The organism is Oceanicoccus sp. KOV_DT_Chl (assembly GCF_900120175.1).
Classification (GTDB): domain Bacteria; phylum Pseudomonadota; class Gammaproteobacteria; order Pseudomonadales; family Dasaniaceae; genus Oceanicoccus.
Genome location: NZ_FQLF01000005.1, coordinates 97,591 through 113,040, shown reverse-complemented (window position 1 = coordinate 113,040; position 15,450 = coordinate 97,591). Strand labels below are relative to the sequence as shown.

Here is a 15,450-nt window from a genome sequence, read left to right as displayed (position 1 = left end):
GTGTTCGCACAGGGATTAAAATTATAAATAACGGCTCAGCTAGGTAATATCTGCCCAAAATTTGTTAACATTGACCCGCTGGGTGGATGGCCAATAATGATAACAACCGGGATGGCTGTCATCGACGCCAATAAATGACATAAGTAACTAATTAGTAACTATAAAAATAGCTAACGAGTGACCACTGGGAGCTGGTAAATCGGTGCAGAAAGCACAACCACAACAGCCTGAAAAGGATACTCATCCTGTTATGCCCAGAGTGATTGCTATTAGCAGTGGCAAAGGCGGAGTGGGTAAGTCGAGTATTGCCGTGAATTTGGGGATATCGCTGGCAAAGGCCGGTGCCCGTGTTTGTCTGCTGGATGCCGATACTGGCTTGGCCAATACCAATATCTTATTAGGTTTGACCCCTCAGTATAGTTTGGAGCACGTCCTCTACGGGGCTAAAGCTATTGAAGATGTAATGGTGGATGGACCCCATGGCTTAAAAATTATCCCAGGGGCTAACGGTATCAGTGAGTGTGTCAGTTTGCATCCGCGTCAGCAGTTGCGCCTGACCCGGGAGCTGGCGCGGATAGAAGGGGATTTTGATTTCCTATTAATTGATACCTCTGCAGGCATTGCCGAAGGCACATTGGATTTTGTCAGTGCCGCTCAACACGCGTTAGTGGTGATTACCCCCGAGCCTACCTCGCTCACTGATGCTTTTTCTCTGATCAAATTGCTAAAACGTCGCCGCGGCAGTATTCACTATCATGTGGTGGTGAATATGTGCAGCAGTGCCAGCCAAGCCAAAGAGGTGTTTCATCGTTTTGGGGCGGCGGTAGAAAAATACATTGGCGTTCAGTCGCAATATCTGGGTTTCATTCTTCGTGATGAAAGTATGCGGGCGGCGGTGGTGTTACAAAATCCGGTAGCTATGTTTCCCGATGATGATCCTTCCAGTCGCAGTTTTGTTAAATTGGCCGATAAACTGGATAGCGCAACTGCGGATATGCCCGTTACGGGCACGTTCAGTGCTTATTGGCATCGTCAGTTCAAAGATAAGCGTGGTCAAGAGGTCAAGCCCCGAGCAGCAGTGGTTGCTGCGCCCACTGTCGAAGAAAGCGCCGAAGCGCGTGATAATGACTATTTGTCCGAGTTGCGTTCCCGGTTGTTATTAATGATTGAACAGGGGCACACGGAAGCGGAATCGATCCAGTCATTGTTAGCTGAAAGTATTGCCGCCTTTATCAAGCGTTTTGAGTTCTCCCCGGTTGAATTGTTGACGTTGGTGGAGCAAGTTGTGCATTCTCCCGAGCGCGACGATCAATTATTGCGGGAAGTCGCCGAAAGAGTCAGGCCCTGGTCCGGTTTGGCCCATAGTTCGATGATGGATTCATTGTCACTACGAGACTTGCCCGTTGATAACAGTGATCAGGATTCTGCTGAAGATCAGGCAAATGCTGCGGCGGAATTACCCTTGACGCCAATGGAGAAAATTCCACCAGCATTGGATTTTGAGTTGGTAGATGAATTGCCTTCTGTCGAGCCTTCACCTACTTCAATAGTTGCCAATGATAATAATTCAGTTGCTGCGGCTATCGAGAGCCCGCATCAATATGATAGCAGCCGATTTGGTTCTCAAAGTAATTTGTTGGATATTTTACAGCGGCAACAAGATAGCGATCAGCCATTAACGGAACTGTTAGACAGTTTTTTATAAAAGCCAGGAATATTTTAATGACAGTTAAGGTATTCAATATTTCAGCATTACTTTTCTACGGTATACTCAATATTGCATTGATGAACATGTCAGGAGTTGTAGGTGCGTCGTAATAGTGGGCGGTTAGAGCGAAAATCAGGTTCACTGGCAGGCCGCAGGTTAGAAAACCTTAGCACAACCGTTAGCGAGTTGTTTCAGAAGGCAACACAGAATGAGCAAATTCTGCGTCGTTACCAACAGTTTGAATTAAAGCTATTGGACCATAGTGGTTTGGAAGAACTACTGGATATGTTGCTCCGCAACGCTATGGATTATTTTCAGCTGGATGCGGTGGAGCTATGGCTATACGATCCACAAAATACCTTGGCTGAGCTGCTTCCTGAAGATTACCTCGGTATCCCCGGCTTACATTTGTTCTCGAATACTGCGGCGATGGATCGTTTGTATGGTAAAAATCCTGCGGTAAGATTGGTGTCCACTAACGAAGGTAAATCCTTACCTGTTTGTGTGGGTAAAGAATTGCGATCAGCGGCTTTACTACCGTTGGTGCGGCAGGGTGTGTTAGTCGGGAGTTTGCATTTTGCGTCGAAAGGGCATCAACGCTTTACGCTGGATAAGTCTACCGACTTTATTGCCCATTTGGCGTCAATTGTATCGGTGTGTTTTGAAAATGCGGTCAATCAAGAGCGTCTGCATCGCCTCAGTATGTATGACATGTTAACCCGGGTGAAGAATCGCCGCGCCTTTCATTTAGCCTTGGATAAAGAAGTGTCCCGTGCCACTCGCAGTGGCGACCCGCTGAGTTTATTGTTTATTGACCTGGATTATTTTAAACAGATCAACGATACCTATGGCCATCCGATGGGCGATAAAGTATTAAAAGAGGTGGCGCAATATATCAACGAAATGTTGCGCAAAACGGACCATGTTTGTCGCTATGGTGGTGAAGAGTTTGCACTGGTATTGCCCAATTGCGGTCAGCAGCGAGCGATGGAAATTGCTGAACGTATTCGCCAGCAAATTAGTGAATTGTTGATTGAAAACGAAGATGCTGAAGAGGATAGCTGTCGGGAAATCAGTGTCACCTTATCCATGGGTGTCTGTTGTTGGTTGCCGCAGGGCGAAGAAGATATCGAAGCTGATATTGCCAAGGATCTGATCGCTTGTTCTGACCAAGGGGTTTATCTATCCAAGGCGGCAGGTCGTAATGCCATCCATTATGTGGCTTTGAATAAGGCTACAGCGCCGGCTTCTGTTTAGTCGCTGAGTGTCACAGGCCGTGTGGTGGCTGAACTCGATAATTATTCAGGGTTTATCCCAGATATCATCAAGCAAACGAGAGGCAATTTTTTCCATCTGTTGAATGATTTTGCTACTTTGGGTCTTACCGGCGTTAAGCAAAATTAAATTGGATATCAGCACATGTTGCAAGGTGTCTGCTGCCAGCTCCAAATTATCTGATTTTACTTTACCCACGGCACTATTGATGATGCCGGGCATTAGCGTCTTTAATTGACGTTGATCTACCTGCAGCGATTCGGCGTCGGCAATCATTGTTGAAATATGGGCGGCCATTAGCTTGGGGTGATCGGCTGAAGCTTTCACTGTCTCGCGAATAACCATACAGATACGTTCGCCTACTGTACCGCCCTGAGGTGGGTTTTGCCGCATATGGTCAACAAAATTCATGCCCCATTGAATCGATACATCACTATAGAGTTGTTCTCTAGTCGAATAGTAACGGTAGAGCGTTGCCCGTGACACATTGGCGCGATCCGCGACTACCGTCATGGTAACGTTGGCGTGGCCAAGTTCCATTACCAAATCGCGAGCGGCATTAATGATATGGCGGCGCGATGCTTCTCGCTTGGAGTAAGTCGGTTTGGGTTTGTTAGTGAGCTGTGCTGAGGGTTGCAATGGAGTGTCCTGAATGTATTTAGCGCTGTTCGGCAGCTGAAAATTAGTCTGCTTGGTTTGAATTATTGAACCGGCAATTGTAGCCACTTTTGGCGCGGATTGAAATCCCAGTTTTATAACCACTATACGTTATTATTGCGCTTCACCCAGATGGAGGGGGTATGCTTACGGGCAATTGTTTACAGTAGTTATCCAAGCTTGGGGCGCTAAGCTGTTGTTAAGGAGAATATTATGGCTGTCACACCTGTTGATTTAACCGGGAAAAAAATTCTGATTACTGGTCCCACTGGGCAAGTCGCCCTGCCGGTAGTTGAGCATTTTGCCCGTATTGCTGATGTTTATGCGCTTGCTCGCTTTAGCAAGGCTGAAGATAGGGCGGTCATAGAGGCGCTCGGGGCTAAAACCTTGCAGGCCGATCTGGCTGATGCCAGGAGTGTTATGTCGATTCCTGATGACTTCGACTATGTACTAAATTTTGCGGTGGTGAAGAGCGGTAACTTTGATTACGACCTGGCGGCGAATGGTGAAGGCATTGGTTACTTAATGACCCGTTGCAAAAGCGCCAAGGCAATACTGCACTTTTCTTCAACAGCGGTTTATGAATACGATGGCCTGGAACCAAGAAAAGAAACTGACCCCTTGGGAGATAATCACCGGGTGATGTTCCCCACTTACAGTATTGCCAAAATTGCTGCCGAAACAGTGTGTCGCTTCGTTGCCCGCCAGCATCAAATCCCGACCACGATTGCTCGTTTGAGTGTGCCTTATGGTGATAATGGCGGCTGGATGTATTTTCATATGTTGATGATGAAAGGCGGTATTCCGATTGAAGTACATCCAGACGCGCCTAATTATTATAATTTACTACACGCTGATGACTATATTGCAAAAATTCCTTATTTATTGGCGGCAGCTACTCCGGAGGTGACGACAGTAAACTTTGGTGGATCACAGCGTACCAGTATTGAAGAATGGTGTGCCTATATCAGCGAGCTGACGGGTTTTGAACCGATCTTTAAAAACAATCCAAAAGCCTTTGGCAGTCTGTGTATTGATACAGAAAAAATGCATTCATTGATTGGTGAAACAGCAGTGGATTGGAAACAGGGTATTAAGCGGCAATTAGAAAAGTTAGCGCCGGAAGTTTTAATCAACAAGCAGGGTTAAGTTTATATGTCTGACATCGAAGCACGCATTACGGCATTAGAAGATATAGCGGCGATTGAGCGATTGAAATATGATTACTTTTTTTTCTGTGATCATAAGCAGCCGGAACATGTTCGTGAATGTTTTGCAGAGGGGCAGGTGCATATTGATTATGGCCGGATTGGAGTTTATACCGATCGCGAACAACTGGTGGATATTTTTTCGCAGCTGGCCTGCGCTGAGCACATTGTGGAAATGCATCATGCGCAAAATCCACGAATTGATTTATTGGATAGTACTCATGCTAAAGGCTTGTGGAGTCTTTATTATTTTATGATTGATACCAAGCAGAAAGTAGCGACTCAGTTAGGCGGCTATTATGATGATAAGTATCAAAAAATTGCTGGTCAGTGGAAGATGACTGCAACCACTTTTCATGTTACCTCAACGCAATTAATGGATGTGGGTGATGCCATGGCGAAGATTATCTTTGCTGGCCGTAATGCGCCTGCTGAGTTAGATGATCCCTCAAAACAAGCTGGTTAATATCAGCTTGCAGTGCTAGCGGGTCATTTTTTTTACGAATACCACCACGAATAAAGCCATGGTAAAACTACCGCCAAAGGCCTCAATGGCCGCTAATGCTCTGGTTGATCCCAATGGAGTGATATCTCCATAGCCAAGGGTAGTGAAGGTCACAACACTAAAATACAAGCAGGATATGAATTGGCTGAAATTTTCGCCAACTGATGTCTGGCTGTTAAAGCCCAGTTCCACTCCTTGATATAGAATACCTGCAGAAAAAAAGTAAATGCAGGCGCAGAGTAAAATAAAACTCATTGAAAAGAACACTACACGAAGTGGTTTTTCGCCGTAGCCAGAGAATAAATCCACCAGTAAAGAGAGTCCCCGTGCTACTGATAGTAAGGGTAGTTGCCGGCGTCGCATCACCATTTCTCGATGGAAAAAGTGCCCGGCATTTTCAGGTAGTCCCGCTTTTTCTAAATTGATACGTAAATTTCTATAGGTTTCTTCGGCTTCCTGGTAGAGCTCTTTAGCCAGTGCTTCATCGCCTTTTTTTTCGGCGGCGATAGCTTGCTTTTCCTGTAGCACTCGCTCGCCCCAATGCACATTGTCAAGTCGGGTTTTATTGAGGCTAATCCCTAATAAATTAGCATTCTCCATATTGGCACCGTGTAAATTGGCACCATCAAAATTGGCTTTCATCAGTACCGCACTGCTGAAATCAACAGAATAGAGGTGAGCATTGGAAAAATCGGCGCGATAGAGGTCGGCATTACAAAATTGAAAAGCTTCTGGATGTTCTGCAGTTCTTGCAAGGTTGATTCCACTGAGATCGCAGCGGCGTAAAATAAAACCACTGAGGTCATGGTGATCTTGTATCCAAGCTTCCAGTCGTTGGCGGGTGCCCTTACCCAGTTTGTCGGTATTGGGAGTAATCCAGTACTGATGCTCAGTGTCTTCATCGCAGTACTGAGGGGGATCCAGGCTAGCGTTGGTGTCAGTCATTGTGGCCTCCATATAACAATTGATAGTAAACCAAGCCGAAGCCAGTGCAAGCTATTAACCGCTGCTGCTTTATTGTTATAACAATAGTTGAAAATAAAATGCAAAAAAAGTGTGATCTTAATACCTAAGCTCGCCGTACATAACTCGACATTTGATGAAACGCCAAAGGCGTAATGGAGATTTATAGTGAAATTATTTAAAACAGTGTTTATTACTTTATTGTCGGCAGTAACGTTGTTTTCGTTTAATGCCGTTGCCGAGCTGCAAACTAAAGATACGGCAACATTAACCGTCATTCGCGGTGCAGAATCCACGAAAACTCGTAGCACCAATTTTAATGTATACCTTGGAAGTGAGAGCCTGGCTCGATTTAAGGTTAATACGGCTAAAACATTTACTGTGGCTGCTGGTGAAACTGTAATTTATAGTAATTTTTATAAAGATAAGCCGCTGAAGATAGAGCTTCAGCCAGGCAAGAATTATTACATTTTGGCCACTATGAAGAAGGGCGTTAATAAATTGACTTCAGTTTATGAGTTGATTACAGAGGATTACGCTTTATCTGTTGCGCCAGAGCTATCGGATACTGCTTCTTCTATCTAAGCGTTACCCTTAGTAAAATAAAAAAGCCGCAACTGTAATACAGTTGCGGCTTTTTTGTGGGGTAAGCTGTGGCATTACTTTTTAACAATCACCGAAGAGCCATGGCCAAATAAACCTTGATTGGCAGTGATTCCGACTTTGGCGTTAGCGACTTGTCGATCCCCGGCCTGACCACGTAACTGCCAGGTTAGCTCGCACACCTGTGCTAGCGCTTGAGCGGGTACTGCTTCACCGAAAGAGCCTAGACCGCCCGAGCAATTCACCGGAATTCTGCCGCCTATGGCTGTGTCGCCTGCCCTTAATAATTGTGCCGCAGTACCGCGTTCACATAGCCGTAAGTCTTCAATCCAGTCCAGCTCCAGTGCGGTTGATAAGTCGTAAACTTCAGCCAGGCTGATATCTTCAGGCCGATGCCTGCTTGCTCATAAGCTTTAAGCGGTAATGAGGCGCGAAAACTTTGTGCGGTAACGGCTGCAGCCGCTGCTGAATCCGTTGCAATGTCCGGCATTTCTACCACGGCATTGGCAAAGCTTGGGGTGACGGTTGAAATGGCTGCCACTCTGGGGGCGTCGCCCTTACCAATTTTTTTGGCGTATTCCACGCTGGATACAATCATTGCGGCACCGCCATCGGAGGTGGCGCAAATATCCATGAGTCGTAAAGGGTCTGCCACCATGGCCGATGCAGCGACATCTTCAGCCGTAAAGGCTTTTTTGTAACGGGCATTGGGGTTCAGTGCGCCAATGGCTGCATTTTTGACTTTCACGGCAGCAAAATCGGCCTGAGTGTCGCCGTACAAGTCCATCCGTCTGCGAGCGTAGAGTGCAAAATAACTGGGGTTGGTGATGCCTAAATAAAAACGCACCCAATCAGGGTCTTCCGGGCGATAACCTTTGGCGGGCGCTAAAAAACCTTTTGGTGTAGTGTCTGCGCCCACCACCAATGCCACTTCGCATTCACCGGACAAAATTTTCTGCCGAGCGGCGGCGAGTGCTTGTGAGCCAGAGGCGCAAGCAGCATACGACGTGTTGACTTCCGCACCCTGCCAACCTAAAGCCTGGGCAAAAGTAGCACCGGCAACATAACCTGGGTAACCACAGCGCATGGTGGCAGCACCGGAGACAAACTGGACTTCTTTCCAGTGCACCCCCGCATCAGCTAGCGCGGCACGGGCAGCATGGACGCCGTATTCGACAAAGTTTTTACCCCATTTCCCCCAAGGGTGCATGCCGACGCCGAGAATCGCTATATCTTTACTCATGGTTTTCTCCTGATTCTCGTTAAATTAAGCAGAGGCAGAAGCCATTGGCTTCCACTTCCAGGTGAGTTTCTCACCGTCTTCGCTGTCGTGTAATACTTCCAGTACCAATTCCATATCATCGCCCACTTTTAGCTGGTCGACACTGACTCCAGTGATGACCTGGCCTAATACAATCATCTGCTCTTTTGCCAGCTCGACGGCAGCGATTGTGTATGGCTCAAACGGCTCGGCGGCGACAAAAGGCTCGGGTGGCTTATAGCAAGCGTTTGTGTATGACCAGACTTTACCGGTGCGGCTCAGTTGCACTTCATCAAAAGCAGTGCTGTCACAGTGAGGGTTTTTGCAGAAATTGGATTGCTTGGGAAAATAGTAAGTGCCGCATTCAGTGCAGCAGCTGCCAATCAAATGGGGCTGATCGACATCCATGGTGTGCCAGCCTTCGATGGCGGCTAGTTGAGGCTTATCGCTCATGTGGATTCTCCGCTGATAATGAAGCCCTGAGTGTGGTTGGGATCTCAAAGCCGAGCTAGCATACTACTGGATATTGTGATCTGCAAGTTACGCAATATGGCTATCATGTAAATACTATCTTCTATTTTGCGTAATTATAGTGGGTATATTTTGTTTTTAGTACTTGTTCGCAGACGCTGCGCTCTGGTTGAGAGTGGTGCCTGGCGGGCTGATCTCATTTGTCAGTGCGGTGACAGTTTCTGCACTTGTTCAATTTACCTTAGGCCTTAGTATAAGCCGTTGTTAGTAATTTCTGGTTTGGCCTGTATTGGGTTAAGCCTTCTACCTTGAGGATGACCATGAAAGTCGAATTTACACCGGAACAGGACGAGCTGCGTAAAGAGCTGCGGGCCTATTTCAAGGAAATAATGACGCCGGAGTTAAAGCTTGAAAGCGAGGAAACCATGGGTGAGGGGGGTGGCCCTTTATGGAAGGCTGCGCTGGCTAAGATGGGGCGCGATGGTTGGATCGGGCTGGGCTGGGAAAAAGAGCTGGGGGCAAAGGCAAGAGTCCTATCGAGCAGTTTATCTTCGTTGAAGAATGTATGCGCGCAGGCTACTCCTTTCCATTCCTGACTACAGAAGCGGTTGGGCCACAGTTAGCGACCCACGGTAATGAATTTCAAAAAACCGAAATCGTGCCAAAAATTATGGCGGGTGAATGCCTGATTGCGATCGGCTATTCCGAGCCGGGTGCTGGCACGGATTTGGCTGCAGTGAAAACACAGGCGGTACAAGATGGTGACGAGTGGGTCATCAACGGTCAAAAAATGTGGACTAGTTTGGCGCACTTTTGTGATTGGGTGTGGTTGGCATGTCGAACCGATAATGACAACCCTAAAAAACATAAAGGCATCACTATGTTTTTGGTGCCGACCTCTGATCCAGGTTGGAGTTGTACACCTGTCGTCACTTTGGGCGGGGTTCGCACCAATGCGACCTATTACGACAATATTCGCGTCCCCGATAAATACCGGGTTGGCGAAATTAATGGTGGTTGGAAATTAATTACCGGGCAGTTGAATCGCGAGCGTTTAAGTTTGGTAAATTACGGTCCGACTGCCGAGATGTTCAATATCTTGGTTAAGTGGGCGCAGGAAACGGAATTACCCGCCGGAGGCAAGGTAATTGATCAACCTTGGGTGCAAATGAATTTAGCCAAAATTCGCGCCGGGGCGGAAGTGTTAAAGCTAATCGCCTATAAGCAGGCATGGGCGATGACTGAAGGTAATTTGGAAATGGCGGATGCCTCTGCTGCGAAAGTGTATGGCTCGGAATTTTTTATCGAAGCCTATCGCATGATGGGTGAAATTATGGGGCAGGCTGGATTGATTAAAGGTGAATCAGAACGCAGTGCCATTTTACGTGGCCGTATCGAGCGTTTATACCGCACCGCATCCATTATCACCTTTGGTGGTGGTACCAATGAAATTCAACGCGATATTATTTCTGCAGCGGGGCTGTGGATGCCGCGCGCATCGCGCTAAGGGGATTTGACTGATGGACTTTGGATTTAATGACGAACAAAAAGACGTACAAAATCTGGCTAGACAGATTTTGAGCGAACAAGTACTGCCAGAAAAATTGGCTGAGTACGATGAGTTTAAACATGAGCGCTTTGACCAAGCTTTGTGGCAGCAGTTGGCTGAAGCTGGTTTATTAGGCGTGGCAGTGGCGGAAGAGTATGGCGGAATGGGGTTTGGCTTTACCGAGCTGGCACTGTTTATTGAAGAAATTGGTCGCTCGATCGCGCCCGTGCCGGTCATTCCGCATTTGGTATCAGCGGCTTCGGCCATCCAGCATTTCGGTAGCGCTGAACAAAAACAGCGATTGTTGCCAGGTGCAGCTAGTGGTGAGTTGATATTAACTGCGGCGTTGATGGAAATGTTGAATGAAAATGCCGGCGCGCCCTTGTCGGTAACGGCTACCAGCGCTGCCGATGGTGTGGTGCTTAACGGGGTTAAAACCTGTGTCCCTTTTGCTGATCATGCGGAGCGGGTTTTACTGTCGGCTGCAACTGCTAAAGGTGTTGTCGTAGTGCTAGTGGACCCGAAAGCTAGCGGAGTCAGTTTAACCGAAGTAAAAGTCACCACTTATGAGCCGCAGTTTGAGCTGAATCTAAATAATGTCACAGTAGCCGCTGCGGATATTTTAGTTGCCGAGGCTGAAGGTAGCGCGGCCATGCAGTGGATTAGCGAGCGTACCAGTGCAGCAATTTGTGCACATCAATTAGGCGTGACGGATAAATCCATGCGCATGACCGCAAGTTACACTGCTGAGCGGCAACAGTTTGGAGTACCCATCGCGACGTTTCAGGCAGTAGGGCATCGCGCAGCGAATTGCTTTATTGATGTCGAAAGTTTACGGCTTAACACCTATCAGGCGGTGTCGTTGTTAGATAGTGGCCGCGACGCAACCAACGAAGTACATATTGCAAAAATCTGGGCGGGGGATGTCGGTCACCGGGTGAGCTATGCTTCACAGCATTTGCATGGGGTATGGGCATTGATCGCGATTACCCCTTGTGGCGATTATGTTTATGGGCGCGACACAATGAAATGATGCTAGGCAGCTCGGCGCAACAATTAGCGGCACTGGGGCAGCGCATTGCTGCGGGTGATGCTTTTTGTAGTTAAATTATAGCATTGGGATGTAGTGGGTTTAGTCAGGTGGATTGTGCAATAATTTCGGCGATTCGTGGATTAATCCAGCTGTTTAAATTAAAGCCTTCAATAAAACCACAGTGACCTCCAAATCGAGTCACCTCGATGTGGAGGTTTTTATTGTCGGGCAACTCCTGTAGATCCTCTGCCATAATTACCGGGTCGTCTTCGCTGCTGACAATATGGCAGGGAATCTGTAACTCGGCCAAATAGTCCCCACCTATTGAGTAACCTTGCAGATAGTCTTCTACCGTATCGTACTCAGTATGATTGGGGACAAAATAATGATTCATTTCATCCAGTGTTTTAAAAAGACTAAGTTTTTCGCGGTAATCATAGTCGGGAAAATGATCCAGTTTTTTTAGTAGCGAACGCCGCCATTTATTGCGAAAGTAGTGGTGATAAATTATAGGCCCTTCGTTCAGGTTGCGATTGGTTTTACTCGGGTTTATTACCGGGCAGACAGCGACTACCTTATTCAAACGAATATTATTGTCAGGTGCTTGTGCAGCAACCCGCAAAGAAAAGTTTCCGCCTAAAGAAAATCCACATAGATAATTATTGTCGTGTGGAAATTGTTGTTGAATAGCACGTACGGCATTCACGACTTCCTCTAGGCGGGTAGAGTTAAACAGCCCTTGATTCAAGTGAGCGCTATCGCCATGGTCGCGTAAATTCAGCCGAAAAATAGTATAGCCCTCAGCAAATAATGTGGCCCCCAGTGATAATAAATACAGCGAATCATTACAGCCCAGCCAGCCGTGAATCATGATTACCAACCCTTTCGAGCTATTCGGTTGAGGCGAATACTCACCTTGTAAACGAATCCCCTGGTCACAATCGAGCACAATCGTGCTGGACGCACGCATTAATGCGCTTGCGCGACGACGCACTAATAGCTTGCGAGGTCCGGTGCTGGCACAGATGGATTGGATATGCGGGTTTTTAAATAAAGTGGAGGGTAGGAAAGGCTGCATTGAGGTGGCGAACTCTTGATGGAAGTAGTCAAAACTGGACATTAGTTTAGCAGAGGCGCTATAGAGAGGTAATAGAGAGCAGTTCAGTTTGACGGAAACCCTGACATCACACTTTTAAAAAGGTTAACAAGAAATAATATTTCTATCGGTTTTGATCGCTGTTTTCGTTTTAGCAAGGGAGTATGCTTGGCTGCTGAATTAGCGCTACGAGGTTTTTTGGTATGTACGACTTGATTATTCAAAATGGCAAGATTGTTGATGGCACCGGTAAGCCGGCCTTTATGGGGGATATTGCGGTTAAGGATGGCATTATTTCAGCGATAGGGACAGTCACTGGCGGTGCCAGTAAAACCATCGACGCCAACGGTCAACTGGTCACGCCGGGTTGGGTAGATGTGCATTCGCATATGGATGGTCAGGCGACTTGGGACCCACTGTGTAGCCGGCAGCCAACCACGGTATTACCACTATTATTATGGGCAACTGCGGTATTGGCTTTGCGCCCTGTAACCTGATGCAGAGTCGCGGGATCAATTGATTTCGGTGTGTGAGGATGTTGAAGATATTCCGGGTGCCGCCTTGCACGAAGGTATTAGTTGGGATTGGGAAAGCTTCCCTGAATACCTGAAATGCGCTGGAAAAATTTCCCCGCGCCATTGACGTCGGTGCACAGGTACCTCACTGCGCAGTGCGTACTTATGTGATGGGTGATCGCGGCACAAATAATGAACAGGCTAACGAAGACGATGTGGCGCAAATGATGGAAATTGTTAAGGGGCGGAATCAATGCCGGCGCACTCGGTTTTACTACCTCACGGACAGAATTACACACCACTCGTTTGGACCAACCCATGCCGGGTACTTATGCCGATGAGGCTGAAATATTAGGCATCGGCAAAGCCATAGGCGAGTTGGGTAAAGGTATTTATGGCGTTGTTTCTGATTGGAACAACTGGGAACAAGAGATGGATTTGTTGAAGCGTCTGTCGATAGAGAATAAATGCCAAATTAATTTTGTGATGTTTTTCCGCGAGGAGGAAGACTGGCCAAAAGGTGGTGAAACATTACAGTATGTCAAAGAAGCCGCAAAAGGGAGCGCGATTAATTCCTCATGTAGGTGCCCGTCCGGTGAATTTATTACTCAGCTGGGAAAGTACCATCCACCCATTCAGTTTCAATCCCAGCTATGCCGAGTTATCGATTATGGAGCCGGCTGATCGATTAGTACGCCTGCGTGATCCTGAATTCCGCAAAACGATATTGTCTGAGCCTGCGCCTTTATTGGGTGATGAGTTTATGGATACGATTATTGCCGGTTGGGACAAACTTTACGAACTGGGTACGCCACCAAACTATGAGCCAGCCCCGGAAGACAGTATTGCGGCTAAAGCAAAAGCGCGGGCATACCTGCGGCCGAATATGCCTATGACGTGATGATGAAAAACGATGGCAAAAATGTCATTTACTTCCCGTGTTTTGGCTATAGCGCTGGTGATTTAAACCGTCAGCAAATTATGTTGGAAGATGAAAGTACGGTGATCAGTTTGGCGGATACCGGTGCTCATTGGGGTGTTGTCCGATGCAAGTGTGCCCACTTATATGCTGACGCATTTTGTACGAGATCGTAGCCGCGGTAAAAAGTTTGAACTGGAGTGGGCGGTGAAATTACATACCCATGATACGGCTCGCTGCGTTGGTCTGGAGGATCGTGGCACGCTGGAAGTCGGTATGAAGGCGGATGTAAATATTATTGACTTCGATCGATTACAAGTTCATGCCCCGCAAATTATTAATGATTTACCTGCTGGCGGTCGTCGTATGTTTCAGGGGGCAGATGGTTATATCGCGACGATTGTTAGTGGAGAAGTGATTATGGAGAATGGTCAGTATACCGGCGCAGTACCGGGCGCTTTGGTGCGGGGGGCGCAGCCTGCGCCCACGATCGCTGCTTGATCAACCACCGATTTACCACAGCGGCTATTGTTAGCCGCTGTATTCAATTTCACGTTTAATTAACATAATAAAATTTAACGAGTTATTACCATGTCTGAACAATCTTCTTCGAGTCCACGCCTTGCGGGTAAAGTTGCTTTTATTACCGGTGCAGCCTCTGGCATTGGTTTCGCCTGTGCCAAACGTTTTGCCTTTGAAGGGGCTAAAATTTTAGGCTTCGACCTCAACCCATGCGCTAAGTGGAGTGAAATAGAGGCGCTGACCAGCGCCCAGTTTGTGCAGGGTGATGTCACCAGTTTATCGGCGCAACAAGCGGCGGTTGATTTGGCTGTAGCGGAATGGGGGCGTGTCGATGTGCTAATGACGGCCGCAGGTATTGCTGATGCCGGCCCAGTCCATATGGTGACTGAAGACGCCTGGGATAAAGTGTTGGATATTAATTTAAAGGGCACATTTTTATCGATTAAAGCAGTACTGCCACAAATGATGGAGCAGGGTGGCGGCAGCATTATTACCGTTGCCAGTATTGAAGGGTTGATCGGTTCAGAAGGCGGTAGCTCTTATAATGCTTCCAAGGGTGGCGTGGTCTTACTGACTAAAAATGTCGCGCTGGATTATGGCCGCAAAGGTGTTCGCTGCAATTGTATCTGTCCCGGCTTTATTAATACTGAAATGTTGCGCGCGACTATAGACCATGATTTTATGGCCGACTATAAGCAGGCAGTCACCAACGAATCAACGTTTGGGCGGCTGGGTAAACCAGAGGAAATCGCTGGTGCCGCATTCTTTTTGGCGTCGGAAGATTCATCTTTTGTCAGCGGCCAATCGCTGGCTGTGGATGGGGGTTATACTGCTGGACACAATCATGGTCTGGTTGAATTGATGGGATTGGCTTAGATAGAACCGGATTCGCCATAGTGTGATCGCTTGGTTTTTATATGTTATGCCGCTTTTTTGCGGCATTTTTTATGCCTGCCTGATACTGATGATTATCTATAAAACATAAGCCTGTCGTTATTATCCGCGCTCACTTTGTTATCTTGTAAATACTACTTTGTAATAAAATTTGACATTGCAAGATATTACTATGTAGTATCCGCCGAGCTACATCGTAATACTATATTGTAGCATTGGGTTAAAATCTGAAGATTGGAATTTCTTTAGCTGTAAAAAAACAATAAAACTT

At 47.1% G+C, this 15,450-nt stretch carries 19 protein-coding genes; 13 read left to right on the top strand and 6 right to left on the bottom strand.

Going from position 1 to position 15,450, the window contains the following annotated elements; genetic code table 11:
- The first annotated feature begins 202 nt into the window (after positions 1–202).
- Complete coding sequence (locus UNITIG_RS17865) at positions 203–1,705, top strand: MinD/ParA family protein (protein WP_235015486.1); 1,503 nt, start codon at positions 203–205, stop codon at positions 1,703–1,705.
- A 102-nt stretch (positions 1,706–1,807) separates the two neighbouring features.
- On the top strand, positions 1,808–2,965 hold the full coding sequence (locus UNITIG_RS17860; protein ID WP_101759727.1) for a sensor domain-containing diguanylate cyclase: 1,158 nt from the start codon (positions 1,808–1,810) through the stop codon (positions 2,963–2,965).
- 45 nt (positions 2,966–3,010) lie between these two features.
- On the opposite strand, the gene UNITIG_RS17855 is transcribed toward UNITIG_RS17860, so the two are convergent.
- Positions 3,011–3,709 (bottom strand): TetR/AcrR family transcriptional regulator, encoded by a 699-nt coding sequence (locus UNITIG_RS17855; protein ID WP_145999220.1) that lies wholly within the window; start codon positions 3,707–3,709, stop codon positions 3,011–3,013.
- Positions 3,710–3,853: 144 nt separating this feature from the next.
- Here UNITIG_RS17855 and UNITIG_RS17850 point away from each other — a divergent pair, with 144 nt between their 5' ends.
- Both UNITIG_RS17850 and UNITIG_RS17845 read left to right on the top strand, forming a co-directional pair.
- Positions 3,854–4,789 (top strand): NAD(P)-dependent oxidoreductase, encoded by a 936-nt coding sequence (locus UNITIG_RS17850; protein WP_101759725.1) that lies wholly within the window; start codon positions 3,854–3,856, stop codon positions 4,787–4,789.
- A gap of 6 nt (positions 4,790–4,795) precedes the next feature.
- Entirely contained in the window at positions 4,796–5,314 is a 519-nt protein-coding gene (locus UNITIG_RS17845) for a nuclear transport factor 2 family protein (RefSeq protein ID WP_101759724.1), read from the top strand.
- Between the two features lie 15 nt (positions 5,315–5,329).
- Here UNITIG_RS17845 and UNITIG_RS17840 read toward each other — a convergent pair whose 3' ends face one another.
- Entirely contained in the window at positions 5,330–6,298 is a 969-nt protein-coding gene (locus UNITIG_RS17840; RefSeq protein ID WP_159931203.1) for a pentapeptide repeat-containing protein, read from the bottom strand.
- A 186-nt stretch (positions 6,299–6,484) separates the two neighbouring features.
- On the opposite strand from UNITIG_RS17840, the gene UNITIG_RS17835 reads away from it, so the two are divergent.
- Positions 6,485–6,901 carry a hypothetical protein gene (locus tag UNITIG_RS17835; protein ID WP_101759722.1) on the top strand — a complete coding sequence of 139 codons (417 nt, stop codon included), beginning with the start codon at positions 6,485–6,487 and terminating at the stop codon, positions 6,899–6,901.
- A 74-nt stretch (positions 6,902–6,975) separates the two neighbouring features.
- On the opposite strand, the gene UNITIG_RS24570 is transcribed toward UNITIG_RS17835, so the two are convergent.
- The 3 genes from UNITIG_RS24570 to UNITIG_RS17825 are packed head-to-tail and all read right to left on the bottom strand — an operon-like array spanning position 6,976 to position 8,633.
- Positions 6,976–7,164, bottom strand: a complete 189-nt coding sequence (locus UNITIG_RS24570; protein ID WP_235015485.1) for a hypothetical protein — start codon at positions 7,162–7,164, stop codon at positions 6,976–6,978.
- A 35-nt stretch (positions 7,165–7,199) separates the two neighbouring features.
- Positions 7,200–8,162: a lipid-transfer protein gene (locus tag UNITIG_RS17830; RefSeq protein ID WP_235015484.1), complete on the bottom strand. Its 963-nt coding sequence runs from the start codon at positions 8,160–8,162 to the stop codon at positions 7,200–7,202.
- Positions 8,163–8,186: 24 nt separating this feature from the next.
- Positions 8,187–8,633 carry a Zn-ribbon domain-containing OB-fold protein gene (locus tag UNITIG_RS17825; protein WP_101759721.1) on the bottom strand — a complete coding sequence of 149 codons (447 nt, stop codon included), beginning with the start codon at positions 8,631–8,633 and terminating at the stop codon, positions 8,187–8,189.
- A gap of 338 nt (positions 8,634–8,971) precedes the next feature.
- On the opposite strand from UNITIG_RS17825, the gene UNITIG_RS24565 reads away from it, so the two are divergent.
- From UNITIG_RS24565 to UNITIG_RS17815, 3 genes are read left to right on the top strand one after another with little or no spacing between them, the layout of a single operon-like run.
- Positions 8,972–9,247, top strand: a complete 276-nt coding sequence (locus tag UNITIG_RS24565) for an acyl-CoA dehydrogenase family protein (protein WP_235015483.1) — start codon at positions 8,972–8,974, stop codon at positions 9,245–9,247.
- Positions 9,217–10,158, top strand: a complete 942-nt coding sequence (locus UNITIG_RS17820; protein WP_235015482.1) for an acyl-CoA dehydrogenase family protein — start codon at positions 9,217–9,219, stop codon at positions 10,156–10,158. Before UNITIG_RS24565 ends, UNITIG_RS17820 begins: the two co-directional genes overlap by 31 nt.
- A gap of 13 nt (positions 10,159–10,171) precedes the next feature.
- Entirely contained in the window at positions 10,172–11,233 is a 1,062-nt protein-coding gene (locus UNITIG_RS17815) for an acyl-CoA dehydrogenase family protein (protein ID WP_101759720.1), read from the top strand.
- Between the two features lie 103 nt (positions 11,234–11,336).
- Here the strand turns inward: UNITIG_RS17815 and UNITIG_RS17810 are convergent, their stop codons facing one another.
- A complete protein-coding gene (locus UNITIG_RS17810; RefSeq protein ID WP_235015481.1) occupies positions 11,337–12,353 on the bottom strand; it encodes a YheT family hydrolase in 1,017 nt (338 codons plus the stop codon).
- Between the two features lie 179 nt (positions 12,354–12,532).
- On the opposite strand from UNITIG_RS17810, the gene UNITIG_RS17805 reads away from it, so the two are divergent.
- The 5 genes from UNITIG_RS17805 to UNITIG_RS17785 all read left to right on the top strand — a co-directional run bounded on the left by UNITIG_RS17805 (position 12,533) and on the right by UNITIG_RS17785 (position 15,161).
- Entirely contained in the window at positions 12,533–12,826 is a 294-nt protein-coding gene (locus UNITIG_RS17805; protein ID WP_101759719.1) for a hypothetical protein, read from the top strand.
- Between the two features lie 252 nt (positions 12,827–13,078).
- Positions 13,079–13,528, top strand: a complete 450-nt coding sequence (locus UNITIG_RS17800) for a hypothetical protein (RefSeq protein WP_101759718.1) — start codon at positions 13,079–13,081, stop codon at positions 13,526–13,528.
- Positions 13,515–13,745, top strand: a complete 231-nt coding sequence (locus UNITIG_RS17795; RefSeq protein ID WP_101759717.1) for a hypothetical protein — start codon at positions 13,515–13,517, stop codon at positions 13,743–13,745. Before UNITIG_RS17800 ends, UNITIG_RS17795 begins: the two co-directional genes overlap by 14 nt.
- Positions 13,746–13,883: 138 nt before the next feature.
- On the top strand, positions 13,884–14,264 hold the full coding sequence (locus UNITIG_RS17790; protein WP_159931202.1) for an amidohydrolase family protein: 381 nt from the start codon (positions 13,884–13,886) through the stop codon (positions 14,262–14,264).
- Positions 14,265–14,354: 90 nt separating this feature from the next.
- Complete coding sequence (locus UNITIG_RS17785; RefSeq protein ID WP_101759716.1) at positions 14,355–15,161, top strand: SDR family NAD(P)-dependent oxidoreductase; 807 nt, start codon at positions 14,355–14,357, stop codon at positions 15,159–15,161.
- The last annotated feature ends 289 nt before the right edge of the window (positions 15,162–15,450 follow it).

Bases quoted from the DNA above. Each gene is read 5' to 3' on its own strand.
- UNITIG_RS17830 (WP_235015484.1), bottom strand. From the start codon at position 8,162: ATGAGTAAAGATATAGCGATTCTCGGCGTCGGCATGCACCCTTGGGGG.
- UNITIG_RS17820 (WP_235015482.1), top strand. From the start codon at position 9,217: ATGCGCGCAGGCTACTCCTTTCCATTCCTGACTACAGAAGCGGTTGGG.
- UNITIG_RS24565 (WP_235015483.1), top strand. From the start codon at position 8,972: ATGAAAGTCGAATTTACACCGGAACAGGACGAGCTGCGTAAAGAGCTG.
- UNITIG_RS17845 (WP_101759724.1), top strand. From the start codon at position 4,796: ATGTCTGACATCGAAGCACGCATTACGGCATTAGAAGATATAGCGGCG.
- UNITIG_RS17850 (WP_101759725.1), top strand. From the start codon at position 3,854: ATGGCTGTCACACCTGTTGATTTAACCGGGAAAAAAATTCTGATTACT.
- UNITIG_RS17785 (WP_101759716.1), top strand. From the start codon at position 14,355: ATGTCTGAACAATCTTCTTCGAGTCCACGCCTTGCGGGTAAAGTTGCT.
- UNITIG_RS17810 (WP_235015481.1), bottom strand. From the start codon at position 12,353: ATGTCCAGTTTTGACTACTTCCATCAAGAGTTCGCCACCTCAATGCAG.
- UNITIG_RS17805 (WP_101759719.1), top strand. From the start codon at position 12,533: ATGTACGACTTGATTATTCAAAATGGCAAGATTGTTGATGGCACCGGT.
- UNITIG_RS17815 (WP_101759720.1), top strand. From the start codon at position 10,172: ATGGACTTTGGATTTAATGACGAACAAAAAGACGTACAAAATCTGGCT.
- UNITIG_RS17840 (WP_159931203.1), bottom strand. From the start codon at position 6,298: ATGACTGACACCAACGCTAGCCTGGATCCCCCTCAGTACTGCGATGAA.
- UNITIG_RS17825 (WP_101759721.1), bottom strand. From the start codon at position 8,633: ATGAGCGATAAGCCTCAACTAGCCGCCATCGAAGGCTGGCACACCATG.
- UNITIG_RS17795 (WP_101759717.1), top strand. From the start codon at position 13,515: ATGGAGCCGGCTGATCGATTAGTACGCCTGCGTGATCCTGAATTCCGC.